This is a genomic window from uncultured Campylobacter sp., from assembly GCF_938030815.1.
Lineage (GTDB): Bacteria > Campylobacterota > Campylobacteria > Campylobacterales > Campylobacteraceae > Campylobacter_B.
On the sequence record NZ_CALHII010000205.1, the window covers coordinates 22,835 to 36,871 of the forward strand.

At 49.7% G+C, this 14,037-nt stretch carries 16 protein-coding genes and 1 pseudogene; 15 read left to right on the forward strand and 2 right to left on the reverse strand.

The features are described from left to right. Positions 1 to 183: 183 nt before the first annotated feature. From Q0277_RS08015 to Q0277_RS08080, 14 genes and pseudogenes are all read left to right on the forward strand, one after another. Positions 184 to 1,191: an AI-2E family transporter gene (locus tag Q0277_RS08015; protein ID WP_297997105.1), complete on the forward strand. Its 1,008-nt coding sequence runs from the start codon at positions 184 to 186 to the stop codon at positions 1,189 to 1,191. Positions 1,192 to 1,292: 101 nt separating this feature from the next. Beyond that, positions 1,293 to 1,652 (forward strand): nitrous oxide-stimulated promoter family protein, encoded by a 360-nt coding sequence (locus tag Q0277_RS08020; protein WP_297997107.1) that lies wholly within the window; start codon positions 1,293 to 1,295, stop codon positions 1,650 to 1,652. A gap of 253 nt (positions 1,653 to 1,905) precedes the next feature. After that, on the forward strand, positions 1,906 to 2,682 hold the full coding sequence (locus Q0277_RS08025) for a hypothetical protein (protein WP_297997109.1): 777 nt from the start codon (positions 1,906 to 1,908) through the stop codon (positions 2,680 to 2,682). An 81-nt stretch (positions 2,683 to 2,763) separates the two neighbouring features. Continuing rightward, the gene (locus Q0277_RS08030) at positions 2,764 to 3,309 is read left to right on the forward strand and encodes a molybdenum cofactor guanylyltransferase (protein WP_297997111.1); all 546 of its coding nucleotides are present in this window, start codon (positions 2,764 to 2,766) and stop codon (positions 3,307 to 3,309) included. Further along, positions 3,299 to 4,423, forward strand: a complete 1,125-nt coding sequence (locus Q0277_RS08035; protein WP_297997112.1) for a phospholipase A — start codon at positions 3,299 to 3,301, stop codon at positions 4,421 to 4,423. Before Q0277_RS08030 ends, Q0277_RS08035 begins: the two co-directional genes overlap by 11 nt. Before the next feature lie 458 nt (positions 4,424 to 4,881). Beyond that, positions 4,882 to 5,808 (forward strand): branched-chain amino acid transaminase, encoded by a 927-nt coding sequence (locus Q0277_RS08040; protein WP_297997114.1) that lies wholly within the window; start codon positions 4,882 to 4,884, stop codon positions 5,806 to 5,808. Between the two features lie 8 nt (positions 5,809 to 5,816). Further along, entirely contained in the window at positions 5,817 to 6,896 is a 1,080-nt protein-coding gene (locus tag Q0277_RS08045; RefSeq protein WP_297997115.1) for an SPFH domain-containing protein, read from the forward strand. Positions 6,897 to 7,206: 310 nt separating this feature from the next. Then, positions 7,207 to 7,542, forward strand: a pseudogene (hisI, locus tag Q0277_RS08050) (phosphoribosyl-AMP cyclohydrolase); the annotation flags it as partial. Continuing rightward, entirely contained in the window at positions 7,540 to 8,220 is a 681-nt protein-coding gene (locus Q0277_RS08055) for a phosphoribosyl-ATP diphosphatase (protein WP_366517335.1), read from the forward strand. The pseudogene hisI and the gene Q0277_RS08055, both read left to right, overlap by 3 nt. Before the next feature lie 107 nt (positions 8,221 to 8,327). Further along, positions 8,328 to 9,308: a hypothetical protein gene (locus Q0277_RS08060; RefSeq protein ID WP_297997117.1), complete on the forward strand. Its 981-nt coding sequence runs from the start codon at positions 8,328 to 8,330 to the stop codon at positions 9,306 to 9,308. A gap of 122 nt (positions 9,309 to 9,430) precedes the next feature. Next, complete coding sequence (locus Q0277_RS08065; RefSeq protein ID WP_297997118.1) at positions 9,431 to 9,775, forward strand: hypothetical protein; 345 nt, start codon at positions 9,431 to 9,433, stop codon at positions 9,773 to 9,775. Further along, positions 9,757 to 10,320, forward strand: a complete 564-nt coding sequence (locus Q0277_RS08070; RefSeq protein WP_297997119.1) for an NTF2 fold immunity protein — start codon at positions 9,757 to 9,759, stop codon at positions 10,318 to 10,320. Before Q0277_RS08065 ends, Q0277_RS08070 begins: the two co-directional genes overlap by 19 nt. Before the next feature lie 180 nt (positions 10,321 to 10,500). Next, positions 10,501 to 11,028 (forward strand): hypothetical protein, encoded by a 528-nt coding sequence (locus Q0277_RS08075; RefSeq protein WP_297997121.1) that lies wholly within the window; start codon positions 10,501 to 10,503, stop codon positions 11,026 to 11,028. A 131-nt stretch (positions 11,029 to 11,159) separates the two neighbouring features. Next, on the forward strand, positions 11,160 to 11,687 hold the full coding sequence (locus Q0277_RS08080; protein ID WP_297997123.1) for a hypothetical protein: 528 nt from the start codon (positions 11,160 to 11,162) through the stop codon (positions 11,685 to 11,687). Between the two features lie 167 nt (positions 11,688 to 11,854). Here the strand turns inward: Q0277_RS08080 and Q0277_RS08085 are convergent, their stop codons facing one another. Beyond that, positions 11,855 to 12,052 (reverse strand): hypothetical protein, encoded by a 198-nt coding sequence (locus Q0277_RS08085; protein ID WP_297997124.1) that lies wholly within the window; start codon positions 12,050 to 12,052, stop codon positions 11,855 to 11,857. Further along, positions 12,052 to 12,234, reverse strand: a complete 183-nt coding sequence (locus Q0277_RS08090) for a hypothetical protein (RefSeq protein ID WP_297997126.1) — start codon at positions 12,232 to 12,234, stop codon at positions 12,052 to 12,054. The genes Q0277_RS08085 and Q0277_RS08090 overlap by 1 nt, the downstream gene beginning before the upstream one ends. A gap of 128 nt (positions 12,235 to 12,362) precedes the next feature. Here Q0277_RS08090 and Q0277_RS08095 point away from each other — a divergent pair, with 128 nt between their 5' ends. Next, a complete protein-coding gene (locus Q0277_RS08095; protein WP_297997127.1) occupies positions 12,363 to 13,508 on the forward strand; it encodes an iron-containing alcohol dehydrogenase in 1,146 nt (381 codons plus the stop codon). Positions 13,509 to 14,037: the final 529 nt, after the last annotated feature.

Sequence of the window (14,037 nt, forward strand, 5' to 3'; positions counted from 1 at the left end):
ATTTCGCAAAATTTTAGCAAAAAATTCTAACTTTTCTTGCGCCCGCTAAGAATTTGCGCGTATCTTAGAATTTTGCGATGAAATTTTAAAATTCCGTCTTAAAATTTATAGAATTTTAGTTAAAATCCTTTCACCAAAATTTCGCGTAAAAGCTCTGCGAAAATGTCAAATTTAGGAGAATTCTTGAAGCTTCAAATGTCCTTGATGTCGGTTGCCTGCGTCGTAATCATCCTGGCTGGTCTTAAAGCTGCGCAGGCTATCGTCGTGCCATTTTTGCTAGCTATTTTCATCACAGTGCTCGTCTCGCCGCTGGTACTTTATGTCCAAAAGATCCGCGTCGGGCGTGTTTTTAGCTTCCTCATCATTACTTTCGCTTTCGTGGCGATTATAGTGTTTTTCGGTGCGGTCATCTTCGATGCGATCAAAGAATTTTCAGCGCGCCTGCCCGAGCTTCAAGCAAAATTTGAAGAGGTGCTAGGAGGCGTGAGTGCGAAGCTCTCTCGCTTCGGCATAGAGCTTAACGCCGCAAGCCTAGGCATCGATCCGAGCGAAGCTGCCGCGCAGCTATCTGCACTACTGCGCAAAACAGGCTCGATAGTCTCGACGGGATTTTTCATTTTTATAATGGTTTCATTTATGGTCTTTGAAAGCTCCGTGATCGACGAAAAAATCCGCTATTTTTCGCAAAGTAGCCGCGCTATGCACACTTTCGTGAAGAAATTTGCCTCCAGCCTCAAAAAATATCTGCTAATTAAAACTATCGCTTCAGCTTGCACCGGTGCGCTCATCGGACTTGGGCTGTGGGCTCTTGGTGTTCCATATGCCGCGCTGTGGGGGATTTTAGCTTTCGTGCTAAATTTCATCCCCACCATTGGCTCGATCGTAGCGGTCTTTCCGACGCTTTTCGTGACGCTAGCTACGATGGATATAAGCTCTAGCATCTGGACTATCGCAATCTATTTGGTCGTAAACGTAGCGATCGGAAATATCATCGAGCCACGATTTTTAGGACAAGGACTTGGGCTTTCAACGATCAGCGTGCTTGCAGGGCTACTGTTGTGGGGCTTTGTGCTTGGTATCGGCGGGCTATTTTTGGCTGTGCCGCTTACGATGAGCTTGCAAATCGCGCTTGCCTCAAACGACAAAACACGTTTCATCGCGACTCTATTAAGCAACAAGGTCGAAAGATAAAGCGAAATTCCGCGGAATTTTAAAATTCTATAAATTTTAGCTTGAGCGCGCTCAAGAGTATTTTTGTCTCTTTTAGATAAAATCCGCCCAAAGGATCAAATATGACGAGCGAAAAATTTATTTACGAAGTAAACACGGTGACGAAATTTATTCAAATTTACTGCGATGGCAAGCATGCGGATGCGCCTAAAAAAGATGGCGCCGTGCTTCATGACTACAAAGACGATAAGGGGCTTGTGCAAACGCACTTTCATCTCTGTAGTGACTGCGAGCGGATGCTACGCTATGCCTACGCGCGACTAGGCGCCTGCCCACATATCGAAAAACCGCGTTGTCACCACTGCCCGCATCCGTGCTACGAGCGTGAAATGTGGGTAAATATGGCTAAGATGATGAAATATAGCGGCATGAAGCTAGGACTTACAAAGATCAAAAAGCTTTTTTCGTTTAGAAAAAGCTAATTTGTGCGGGCAATTTAGTTAAAGTTTGCGGGTAAAATTTATCTTTGCAAGCTCGCTTCATCTTTATGCAAAAAGGTATAAAAAAGTGGCATGAGAACAAGCGCAAAAAAGATATAAAATCAATCAAAATACTAAATCTTAGCGCGTAAAATTCTACCTCGCGAACACAAATCCTCCGCAATCCTTGATAATAAATAATTAAATTTGAGTTTATAGTTTTAAGTTAGAATTGTGCCCAATCAAAGGAGAAAATATGAAGGTCATTACCATCGCGGTCGTTAACGGCAGGGTCGTAAACGAAAAGGAATTAATCGCGTCTATCGCCGATTATGACGATTTTACCGCGGTTGCCGAACAACTCCGCAAAGGGCTGAAATCGAGGTATTTTACATCTAGAGAGCATGCGAGGATCTACAAAAAAATCAGCGTCGAGACGGGCTTTAGGCGCGTGCGATTCGACTACAAACCTTATAAAGATAAAATTTCAAACCTTATTGCCGAGGGCTACACCGTCAAGGCGATCTTAAAAAAGATCGGCGAGGAGGACGAAGCGTTCAAAAACGCCGTTACTGCGCCCGGGCTTACGCACTTTATCTCCGTGACGTTCAAAGATGAAAAAACAAGACTTCGCGCAATCGCCCAAAAAAGCGAAGATTTCTTATACGCATATCGCTTTGAGATCAAAAAAATGCACTTCCAAGGCGTTAGCAATAAAGAAATTTTAAAATATATGAAAGCTCATTACGAAAAGGATTTTGCTAAAGTAAGCGAGCGCGATTTAGCCGCTTTTATCGAGGCAAACGCGGTGCTGGATACCGACCGCAAACTCTCGTTGTATAAAAAGCCGAGCCTTTATGATCCGCATTTTAGCGAGATTATGAAGCTTTACGCAAGCGGTATGCGCGTCTACGACATCTGGAAGACGCTTAAAGCCAAATACCCCGAGTTAGCCAAGCTTCAGGCGCCGAGCCTTTATCAATTCATCGCAAACAACGCCCTTGGCAAAGCCAAATATATGCAAAAAGACTGATATGCCTGCGCTTCTTTCAAATTTTACTTTCAAATTTAAAATTTCGCCGCGATAAAATCGATGAAAGCCGGTGAAATTTCGATGAAAACCTGCGTCATTCTCTGCGGCGGCAAAAGCTCGCGTTTCGGCAGCGATAAAACGCTGTTTCCATTTCGCGGGCATCCCAGCATGACGCACTTTCTTTTTTTGCGCTTAAGAGGCGAGTTTGAGCGGATTTTCGCCTGCGCCAAAAGCTCTAAATTTAACCCTCCGCTTCCTATGATCTACGACGAATTTGAGGAATTTTCACCGATGGGCGCGCTGTATTCGGCGCTAAAGCCCTTTAGCGGCGAGCGCATTTTTATCATCCCAGCCGACATGCCCTTTGTAGAAATTTCCACTATTCGCGCTCTTAGCGAGCAGGAGGGGCAAATTTGCGTGGCGGGCGACGAAGCGCATAGACACAGCCTGTGCGGATTTTTTGACGCGGATCTCGCTCCGCGCGCGCTTGAGCTCTACCACGCAGGAGAGCATAAGATCGGCGCGCTCATCGGATCTGCAAATTCCAAAGTACTAAATTTCAAAAACAAAGAGCAGTTTTTAAATATAAATTATCAAAACGATTTAAAGGGCGTAGATGAAATTTAAAGCTTTAGCGCTCGCGCTTTGCGCCATGAGTCTAGCCGCGCAAGACCTGACCGAGCTGTACGCAAAGGCTGGCGAATACGAGGCCAAGGGCGATTACAAAAACGCGATGATCTATTACAAAAAGATTGCCGCAGCAAGCCTGGCGGATAAAGGCGATAAACCGCGCCGAAAAGTCGCAGAAAATTCTACCTCGTCCGCAGAAAACCGCGCTTCGCACGATGATGTCGCCGTTTTACGCTCTGCTGCGGCGCAAAATTTTTTAGCACAAAATTCCGCCATGGCAAGATCCAGCGCGCCAAATTCCGCTGTATCAAATTTCGCAGACGCAGGCTCGGCGTCAAATTTAGCATCATCTAATTCCGCCTCGCTCTCACAAAATTCCGCCGCGCTGGATTCCACGCCGCAAGGAGAGCAAAATGGCCGAAATTTTGGATTTTTGGGGCTTAAATACTACGAGCCGATCTATATGCTTTTTACCCACGATTTTAGCAAAAAACCCGATCGTAAGGCGGATGAGCTGCATTTTGAGTTTAGCTTCGAGCGCCCGATTGCCTACGACGCGCTGGGACTTGGAGAGAAAATTTCATTCGCTTACGCGCAAAATTCCTGGTGGCAGATCACGCAGGATAGCGCCCCTTTTCGCGAGAGTAACTATCGTCCCGAGCTCTACGTTAGCGCGCCGGTGCCGTTTGCGGACGAGCTAAAGATAGGCGCCATGCACGAGTCAAACGGCAAGGGCGGCGAGGAATCGCGCTCATGGAATAGGCTCTACGCGCAAAGCACGTGGAGCGCGGACGGATTTTCGATCACGCCCAGAGCCTGGTATGCCTTTTGGCTGGACCGCACGAACGAGGACATCGCGGATTATATGGGCTACGGCGATCTGCGCGCGTCATACACCTTCGGCAAACAACGACTTAGCGCTCTGTGGCGAAACAACCTGCATTTTGACGGCAGTAACCGCGGCGCGATCGAGCTAAACTACAGCTTCCCGATCTTTAATAGCGGATTTTACGGCTATCTGCGCTACTTCAATGGCTACGGCGAAAGCCTCGCGGATTATAAACGCAGCGTCAATAAGATCGGCATCGGGCTTTCATTCGTAGAATTTTAAGAGACGGGCTTGGATCAAAAAGCCTGAAATTCTGCGGCTAAATTTAGCTTTCGGCAGGGCAAATTTGCTAATCCTACGAAGCATCGCGATAAAATTTGCTTTTGAAATTTTACCTGTAAAATTCTATTCTACAGCACGAGCGCGGAATTTATTCACGGCTATTACTCTGGTAAAATTTTATCCGCTACATAGATATGGCGGATGGAATTCTACCCTCGCCGTGCCTTTTCCCGCCGTACCCGTATAAATTTAGCGCGCCGATCAAACGACGCGGAATTTTATCGGTACAAAGCCATGCATCACGAAATTTTAAAAAGCAAAATTTAGCGATGCAAATCGCCTTAAATTTTGTGGGCGAAGTTTCGCCTACCGTACCGAATCCCCGCAGGTAGAATTTCTTAGAAATTAATATTCTTTTAGCTAGAATTACGGATTAAATTTCATCAAAGGATCAAGAAATGGCACAAATTCAAGAGGCCGAGCTCATCTGGAAAGACGGCAAGCTAATCCCATGGGCGGAGGCCACTACTCACGTTTTGACGCACTCTTTGCACTATGGAAACGCCGTATTTGAAGGCGTACGCGCTTATAAAACCGACAAAGGCTACGCGATTTTCCGCTTGGACGAGCACACTCGCAGGCTTGAAATTTCGGCAAAACTCTGCCTAATCAAGCTTCCGTTTAACTTCGAACAGCTTCGTCAGGCTCAGATCGACGTCGTCGCAAAAAATCGCTTCAATCAGACCGTTTATATCCGCCCACTTGCGTACTTCGGCTACGGCTCGATGGGCGTTTCGTCTACGAACTGCTCAGTAAACGTCATCGTCGCAGCGTGGCAATGGGGCGCGTATATGGGCGAAGAGGCGCTACGCAAGGGCATCAAAGCCAAAATTTCATCGTGGATAAAGCCGGCGCAATTTTCGATGATGGCAAAAGCCAAAGCAAGCGCGAATTATTTCAACTCGCAGATGGCAAATTTTGAGGCGGTCGATGCGGGATACGATGAGGCGATACTGCTCGATCCGCAGGGCTTCGTCGCGGAGGGCCCTGGCGAGTGCCTATTTATCGTAAAAGAGGGCGTCATCATCACTCCGCCGAACGACACCAGCCTAGAGAGCATCACTCAAAACTCGGTCATCGAAATCGCGCGTAGCCTGGGCTACGAAGTCCGCAGAGAACGCATAGCTCGCGATCAGCTCTATGCCGCGGATGAGGCGTTTTTCACCGGCACCGCCGCGGAGGTCACGCCGATTAGCAACATCGACGGTAGGATCATCGGCAAGGGCGAAATGGGCGAGGTCACTAGCCGCTTGCAAAAGGCGTATTTCGCCGCCGTCACGGGCAAAGACCCAAAATTTGAGCACTGGCTCACTTACGTTAAATAAGGACGCGCATGCCTGCGGATTTGAATGATTATTTTAATAAGAAAAATGGCGACAAAAAAGGCGGGAATTTAAATTTTAAAATTCCTAATTTTGGAGGAATGGGCAAGTTTAGTGGCGTGATTTACGCAATAATCGCGATAATTGCGCTGCTCGTGATCTCAAAACCCTTCGTCACGATCCAATCCGGCGAAGTGGGGATCAAGTCAAATTTAGGCAAATACGATCCGACGCCTCTTGGCGCGGGACTTCATTTTTTTGTGCCGTTCATACAGGACGTATTCGTCGTAGATACTCGCACACGTATCATCAACTACACCAGCAGCGAAGATATGAGCGCGGGTATCGCTACTAAAAGCGGCACCGCGGGTGGTATCATCAGTAAAAACTCGCTTTCGGTGCTAGACTCGCGAAATTTGCCCGTCAGCATCGACATCACCGTGCAATACAGGCTCAATGAAGCCACGGCGCCCAACACGATCGCCGAATGGGGCTTTTTGTGGGAGGATAAGATCATCGATCCGCGCGTAAAGGACGTCGTGCGCAGCGTCATCGGTAACTATGCCGCCGAGGAGCTGCCTACCAAACGCGACGAGATCGCCAAATCGATCGACGACGGCATCCGCAAAAATATCGAAGCACTGCCGAATTCGCCCGTAGATCTGCTAGCCGTGCAGCTTCGCGAGATCATCCTGCCGGCGAAGGTAAAGGAGCAGATCGAGAGCGTGCAGATCGCCAAACAGGAGGCTGAGCGCACCAAATACGAGGTCGAGCGCGCAAATCAAGAGGCACTTAAAAAGGCTGCTCTTGCCAAAGGTAACGCAGACGCCGTCAAAATCGAGGCTCAAGGTCGCGCCGATGCCGCCAAGATCGAAGCCGACGCGCAAGCTTACGCCAACAAAGAGGTCGCAAAGAGCTTGGATGCAAATCTTTTAAGCCTCAAGCAGATCGAGACGCAGGCTAAATTTAACGAGGCGTTGCGCGAAAACAGCGACGCGAAAATTTTCCTAACGCCGGGCGGCGCGGTGCCTAATATCTGGGTCGATACGAAAGACAAGGCAAAGCAAAGCGCCATCGAGCGGGAAAATTAAAATTTCATGCGGCTATGCGCCCCGATTTCGCGAACTAAATTTAATAGCGAGATTTGAAACAAGCCTGCTCCGGGCACATAAGATTAACTCGCGATTTCGCAAGTTAATCTTAGCGGCGAGCGCAAAAGCTCGTGACGAGCAGAACTCGCGCTCGTCGCAGCTTAAACCCAGCGGCCGCTTAAAATTTAGCCGCCGGGTTTACTCTTTAAATTTACTAGCTAGGCGCGCCGCTTCGTAAATTTCAATAACTCAAATTCCGCGTGCAGCGGCTAAATTCAGGGCGCGCGACTTCGCAAACTAAGGATCAAAGATGAAGGTAGATTGGCAAAAATTAGGCGGGCTGCTCCCCGCGATCGTGCAGGACGCGGGCGACGGCGCGGTTTTGATGCTCGCGTATATGAACGAGGAGGCGCTAAGCCTGACGCTGCAAACGGGCTACGCACACTACTTTTCGCGCAGCAAGGGGCGCATCTGGAAAAAGGGCGAGAGCAGCGGTCACGTTCAACTCGTAAAATCCGCCTTTTTGGACTGCGACAACGACGCGCTGCTGCTTAAAGTCGAGCAATGCGGCGGATCCGCCTGCCACACGGGCGCGCGAAGCTGTTTTTTCAAAGAGATTTCGCCGCAAAAATGCGGCGAAAATATCCAGAACCCGAGCACTTGCGGCGCGATAAATTTTGCAGAGCACGGCTCTGCAACCTCTCTCGCGCAGAAAAATTCCAGGAATTCCCGCACAGGGCAAAATTCCGCTTCCTGCGACGACTTGCAGAATTTAACGCCCAAAAATTCTACTACCTCCTGCAGCAATCAGAGCTCCGCAATGCAAAGCCCCACTGCGATGAATTCCGCGTTCACAAATTCCGCCGCAGAGCGCAGCGAGCAAAATTTAGACGCCGCCGCGCAAAATTCCACGCTCGAAAACTCCACAGAAAAAAGCCCGTACGGCATTTTGGACAAAATTTATCACGTCTGCTTGGATCGCAAGCTAAACGGCGAGCCCGCGCTCTCCTACGTCGCCTCGCTCTACGCGAAGGGCGAAAATGCCTATCTCAAAAAGATCGCCGAGGAAGCGTGCGAGTTCGCGCTGGCGTGCAAGGACCTCTCGCGCAGCGAGCTTTACGCAGACGTCGCGCGTGAGAGCTTCGGCGAGCACAAAGCGGGCGAGCCGCGATACGACGTGATTTACGAGGGAGCGGATCTTTTATTTCACCTTCTGCTGGCACTTGCGGCGCACAATATCCATCCAGACGCCCTACTTGACGAGCTAGCGCGCAGGCAAGGGCAAAGCGGCATCGAAGAAAAGCGTCGCCGTGAAAAAAGCTAATTCTGCCTTGCGGCGACCGCGAGTTTATTTAGAGCAAAGCACGCCTGAAGCGAGCCGTAAAACTCGGAGGCGATTTTACGCCGCGGACGCAAATTTAAAGGTTGATAATGAACGAAATTTTAGAGCGAATTTACGAAATAGAAAACATCGCCGAATTAGAAATTTTTCTGCGCGCTTGGGATCAAATTTTAATTCGCGAGCGGCTGCTGGGCGAATTTGACCGCTACGCCTTTTATAAAAACGCTAGCGAGTGGAACAAGGCCGTTAAAATTTGCGAATGCCTAGCGATCGTAGGCTGGGGCGAGCGCGAGAGCTTGGAGGCGCTGCGCGGGAAATTTTACAACGGCTATGCAATGACCTATTTTTTAAATGCGCACGGCGAGGCGCGCTTTGTAGAAGCTATGTGGTCGAAACGCAAAACGGGGCTTACGATGCAAGACGGCGATACGTTTTTTCACGAAAGCCCGGACGCGGCGGGCAAAACGCTCTCGCGCCCAGTAAAAGAGGACATACAAGACGTCAAATTAAACAGCCAGCGCAACTGGATAGCCAAAAATCCAGTCCGCATCACGCGCGCTATCAGCAACTGCTACGAAAACTCGCACGCCGTGATAGAAAGCCTCTTTGCGGATCTACAACCGGCGCTTAATGCCAAAATGCGCCCCGAAATTTACGGCTGCGCGATCAACTACATAAAGCTATCGTGCCCATTTAGCTTCTCGGATGGCGGCTGCAAAACAAACTACATCATCGCGCCCGATAAGCCGCGCCTAAGCTCGCAGCGCGCCTGGGAGCTGATACACGAAATGATGAGCGAGGAGCAGAGGCGCGCGGGCGGTTACTTTTTGCGAAATAGATTTGAGTATTCGCCGTTTAGAAAAGACACGGGCAAAACGGACGCGTTGATACATTTCGAGCCCGAATTTGGCGAGCTAGCACCCATGGAGCAAAAGCGAAAGATGGGCGAGTATTTTTTGACGGCGCTAAAGCAGATCGCGCAAAAGCAAAGCAAGCTTGAGTATGATTTCGCCGCGATGATAGAGGATTTTGGTAAAATTTTAGACGAGTGGACGGCGGCTGAAATTTAGCGCTCGTCGGCGCGGCGCTTTAAAACACATCGGCGGCGAGCAAATCCGCGCCGTAAATTTAAGTGCTTGCGTAAATCATAAAATTTCACTAAAATTTTAAAATCAAATTTAAAGGATAGATGATGAGGCAGATCACGATGCAGGAGGCTTTGGACGCGGTTAGCGAGCGCTACTGCAAAGGCCATCACTACGAAAACGTAGCACTCACCGATGAGATGGTGCGCCGCATCTGCGAAGTAAAAAGCCTCGTAAATATGGGCTTTATAGCCACGGCGATTACGGATGCGGCACTAGAGCATCTAGCCACGCTGCCGAAACTTGCGTATCTGTTTTTGCAAGATAGCGATAAGATAAGCGGCGAGGGCTTTAGATACTTTGCGGGGCACGCCAAGCTCGAACACATCGGTATCGAAAACGTTAGCATCACGGATGAGGGGCTAAAGCGATCGTGCAAATCCCGAAGCTAAAATCGCTGCGCCTGATCAATTCGCACGTGAGCTTTGTGGGGCTACTAGCCGTGGCGGATACGAAAATCCAGTTTTATCTAGACGGCGGGCAGTTTAGCAAGGAGCAAATCGCGGAATTTGAGCAGGCGCAAAGAGACGCCGCAAAGAGCAAAAAGAAGCTTGATCCGCAGGACGCTGCGGCGGCGCGGAGTGCGCTTTTAGAATTTTTCGCGGCGATGAGCGAGTGGGAGAAATTTGCCACATCGCGAATTGATGATCTGGACGACGGCGAGGTGCAGCGCAGATGCGACGAGCTATTTGCGCGCTACTGTACGCCCGTTAGGCGCAGCGGCTTCCGCCCCGAGGGCATCTCGTTTTCAATGATGGAGGGCGGCACCTACGGCAGGTACGAGCCAACGGACGCCGAATGCGAGAGCAAAAATAAAATTTACATCTACGCCAAGGACGAACACGGCTTTGCGCGCCGCTTCCTGCTCGTGCGCAAGGACGGGCGCTGGCTCGTAGATAAGTGCCAAGGCATGGACGGTAAAAACCGCGGGTTATAAATTTGAACGCAAAATGGGGGTTTAAATTTCATCTGCGGCGCGATCGCAGGGATGAAATTTTATCCTTGCTGCGGGCGCGGCGATAAAATTTCATCGGCGCTGCGAAAACAAAGACAAAGAGGACAAATGAGCGGTAAAATTTCTGCGTACGATGCGTACGGCGATTAAAGAAAGGTACGAATGAAAAGGCGAATTTTCTCCGAGCTGGGCGGCTTCGTGGTGTACGAGCCCGCGCTGCTCGCGCACTATTTGGATGAGCACGGGCTTGCGAGCGGCGACGTTCTTGCTTATTTTACGCAGACCGAGCACGGGGGCGCGGTTACAGAAGAGGGTATCGCAGTGCCGATATCGGGCGTCCGCAGCGATTATTACAATTTTGCGGTTACCGTGGGCGAGGCGAGCGAGGAGATATTCGCACAAGACGAAGCGAAAATCATCTCTCGCGGCTGGGTTTTTCACTCCTCGGGCACGCTAAAAATCGTAGGCATCGGCTATTTTAAAGATATGAGCCGCATTAGCGAGCAAAACAGCCTAAGTTTTCGCGTAAAGCGCGGTCGGTACCGCTTGGAAATTTTAGGCGGATACCGAGGCGCAAATTTTAGCGGCGCGCCCGCCTCCCGCGATGATACGCCCGTTTTTCATCTACGGCTTACGCCTTCTGCTGAGCCTAAATTTAGCGGCGATTTGGAAACGTCATTTTATTTTTAGCAGAATTTATAAAATTTCGCGTAAAATTTCTCTTTAATGCGCGATGGGCAGGCAAATTTTATAAATTTAGCCGCATTTAACCGCTGCGCCGAGTAAAACGCTATAATCGGCGCCAAATTACGGGAGGCGAGATGATTTTTGACGAACTTGTGGACGCGCTGGCGCAAAATGGCTGGCAGATACGGCGCAGGGATGAAATTTGCCCGCCGCAAAGCGAATTTTTGGGCAGTAGATTTAAAAATTTAAGCGAAGATTTTTACCGCTTCGTTTGCTCTTTTGAAATTTTGAGCGACGCTGCGGACGCCGTTTGGTTCGTGTCTGCCAGAGATTATGCGTCGTCTGGCGCGGATGAGGCGGAATTTTGCTACGGAGATTTTGAAAAAGATAGCCTGGAATGCGCGGCTAACGATGCGCAAAGAGCCGCCGTGAGCGCGTTTTGGAGCAGGTGCTTGCCGTTTTTGTTTTCGGTCAGGGGCGAGCGCTGTTTCGCGGGAATCCTCACGCAGGGCGCGGACACGGGCAAGATCGTATTCGGCGCGGAACCGATCTATGAGGACGCCCTACTCATCGCGCAAAGCTTCGAGGAGTTTATCGCCCTATTCCTTGCCGCACTCACGGACAAAAACGCCGCGAAATATCCGCTTTCTTGCTTTGTGTAGCGGCATGCGATACTGAAAAGCTGCCGAGCGGAGGTGAAGCAGTGCAGCGAGGTACGCGGCGCAGGACACAAATTTTATCCTCGCGCAAAATCTACGCCGCAGATCGTATCGGAGAGTAAAATTTCGCTCGATGTTTAAAGCAAAGCGCGGAAAAACAGCGCTGCAAATTATACAAGCCACAGAAGTCTGCCCGCACGGCTCTGCCATTCTATCTCCTTGAGCGCTTTAAGAATATCCTCGTTTTGAAATTTAATGCTTACCGATAGAAACGAGCAGTGCTCTACTCGCCCCAAAAGCGGCAGGTCGCTTGCGCAAAGTAGGAATTTTTGCGTGTCGTAGCGATACCGCTTGCCGCTAAATTCCACTATTTTGCCGCCGCGCAGACACAAGCACGCGCTGGGCTCATAGATCGTCGCGATGAAGTCTGGGGCTTTCTTTGACGGTAGAAGCTAAGCGCCTCTATAGGCTTCTGAACGTGTCCGTAGGCGAGATATAGCTCGTCCGCGATCTTTGCAGCGTCTTTTAAAATTTTATCTACTTCGTTCATGCTCGCTCCTTTAAATTTATGCAGATTACACTTACATTTGCACGATTAGGCAAGAAATTTGGAGTATCGTGCTACCGCAAAATTTTAAAAAAGGCTATAATTTAGCAACTTTATTTAAAGGAGAAAAGATGACAAATTTTAGTTTTTGCAACCCCGTGAGGATAGAATTTGGCAAGGGTAAAGAGGAGCATATCGGGCAGTATATGAAGGAAGCGGGCGCGAAAAAAGCTCTCGTACTATACGGCAGCGAGCGCGTACGAAAGAGCGGTCTGATGGGCGTCGTGGAGAGCAGCTTAAAGGCAAGCGGTATAGAATTTACCCAGCTTGGCGGCATAAAATCAAATCCCGTGCTAAGCAAAGTAAACGAAGCGATCAAGCTCGCTAAAGAATTCGGCGCCGATAGCGTGCTTGCTGTGGGCGGCGGAAGCGTGCTGGACTCGGCAAAAGCCGTAGCCGCGGGCGCTTGCTACGAGGGCGACGTGTGGGATTTTTTCACCGGCAAAAGCCCAAGCGCCGCGCTTAAAATTTTTGATATCATCACCCTTGCCGCGACGGGCTCGGAGATGAACTGCGGCGGCGTGGTGACCAAGGAGCAGACTAAGCAAAAATACCCGATCAGCGCACCGTGTCTATACCCGAAGGTCTCGGTCATAAACCCGCAGCTGCAAGCAACCGTCAGCCGCGAGTATCTCGTATATAGTGCGAGCGACATCATCGCGCACAGCATCGAGGGGTATTTTACCGCTAGCGTCCACCCGGAGATCGTACGAGCCTATATCGAAGCAAACATCAAAACCGTCATCCGCACGACCGAAGCTCTGCTTGCAGATCCGAGCGATTACGACGCGCGCGCCGAGTTTGCGTGGGCTGCGACGATGGCGCTAAACGGACTAACTTACGTGGGTGTGGGCGGCTTCGGCTATCCGAATCATATGATCGAGCATGCGATGAGCGCGGTCGTGGACTGCGCGCACGGAGCCGGTCTTAGCGTGGTAATGCCTGCGTGGATGAGGTGGTATAAGGATAGGAATTTAAGCGCGTTTGAGCGTTTCGCTCGTGAAATTTTTGGCCTTAAAAGCGCAGATGAAGGTATTACGGCGCTTAAAGCGTGGTTTGATAAGATCGATACGCCGACCAGCCTCGCGCAGCTTGGCATCGAAGGCAAGGTGCTAGACGAGGTCATAGACGTAGCCACGACAAACGCCAAAGCGTGGAATATGGCGGAGCTTTACAGCCGTGAAAATATCGCTAAAATTTTAGATTTTGCAAAATAAGGCGCTAGCGCATAGATAAAATTTAAATCGAAGGGGCGAGCGATCGCCCTTTTTCAAAAAAGCAGGCGGTAGTGTGGGCGCGCTAGCGATTATCCTTCCTAAAAAATAATCGGCTGCGCGGATAGCGAGATGATCGTCTTGCGTCCCTTAAATCCGCGGGGCTCGCTATGAGAAGGTAGAGACGATAAGCGGCGCGTCTAGATTTAAAGCGCAGGCGGCGGCGGATCGAGCACGAAATTTAGCTATGTTTGGAAGGGTAAATTTTGCCACATAATACTTGCACCGAATTTGATGCGCAAATCTCACAATAAATTTTACTCCGGCGAGAAGTTTTATCGCGTTTAATGGCTTTGCTTAAACGCTCTTATCCTGCGCTATCTAAAAATTCGCTCGTTAAATTTTAATCTCGGCTTTATATTTGTGATTGCGAAATTTGCTTTTGCGTGCCGCTGCGTATTTAAATTTGCCTCTCGATGCTAAGCAGATCGCCGAAAATTTCTTTACAATACTGAATGAAGCGTTTGGGAAT

What these genes read in the sequence shown, in the direction of transcription:
- Q0277_RS08020 (WP_297997107.1), top strand. Translation starts at nt 1,293, where the DNA reads ATGACGAGCGAAAAATTTATTTACGAAGTAAACACGGTGACGAAATTT.
- Q0277_RS08025 (WP_297997109.1), top strand. Translation starts at nt 1,906, where the DNA reads ATGAAGGTCATTACCATCGCGGTCGTTAACGGCAGGGTCGTAAACGAA.
- Q0277_RS08030 (WP_297997111.1), top strand. Translation starts at nt 2,764, where the DNA reads ATGAAAACCTGCGTCATTCTCTGCGGCGGCAAAAGCTCGCGTTTCGGC.
- Q0277_RS08035 (WP_297997112.1), top strand. Translation starts at nt 3,299, where the DNA reads ATGAAATTTAAAGCTTTAGCGCTCGCGCTTTGCGCCATGAGTCTAGCC.
- Q0277_RS08040 (WP_297997114.1), top strand. Translation starts at nt 4,882, where the DNA reads ATGGCACAAATTCAAGAGGCCGAGCTCATCTGGAAAGACGGCAAGCTA.
- Q0277_RS08045 (WP_297997115.1), top strand. Translation starts at nt 5,817, where the DNA reads ATGCCTGCGGATTTGAATGATTATTTTAATAAGAAAAATGGCGACAAA.
- Q0277_RS08060 (WP_297997117.1), top strand. Translation starts at nt 8,328, where the DNA reads ATGAACGAAATTTTAGAGCGAATTTACGAAATAGAAAACATCGCCGAA.
- Q0277_RS08065 (WP_297997118.1), top strand. Translation starts at nt 9,431, where the DNA reads ATGAGGCAGATCACGATGCAGGAGGCTTTGGACGCGGTTAGCGAGCGC.
- Q0277_RS08075 (WP_297997121.1), top strand. Translation starts at nt 10,501, where the DNA reads ATGAAAAGGCGAATTTTCTCCGAGCTGGGCGGCTTCGTGGTGTACGAG.
- Q0277_RS08080 (WP_297997123.1), top strand. Translation starts at nt 11,160, where the DNA reads ATGATTTTTGACGAACTTGTGGACGCGCTGGCGCAAAATGGCTGGCAG.
- Q0277_RS08090 (WP_297997126.1), bottom strand. Translation starts at nt 12,234, where the DNA reads ATGAACGAAGTAGATAAAATTTTAAAAGACGCTGCAAAGATCGCGGAC.
- Q0277_RS08095 (WP_297997127.1), top strand. Translation starts at nt 12,363, where the DNA reads ATGACAAATTTTAGTTTTTGCAACCCCGTGAGGATAGAATTTGGCAAG.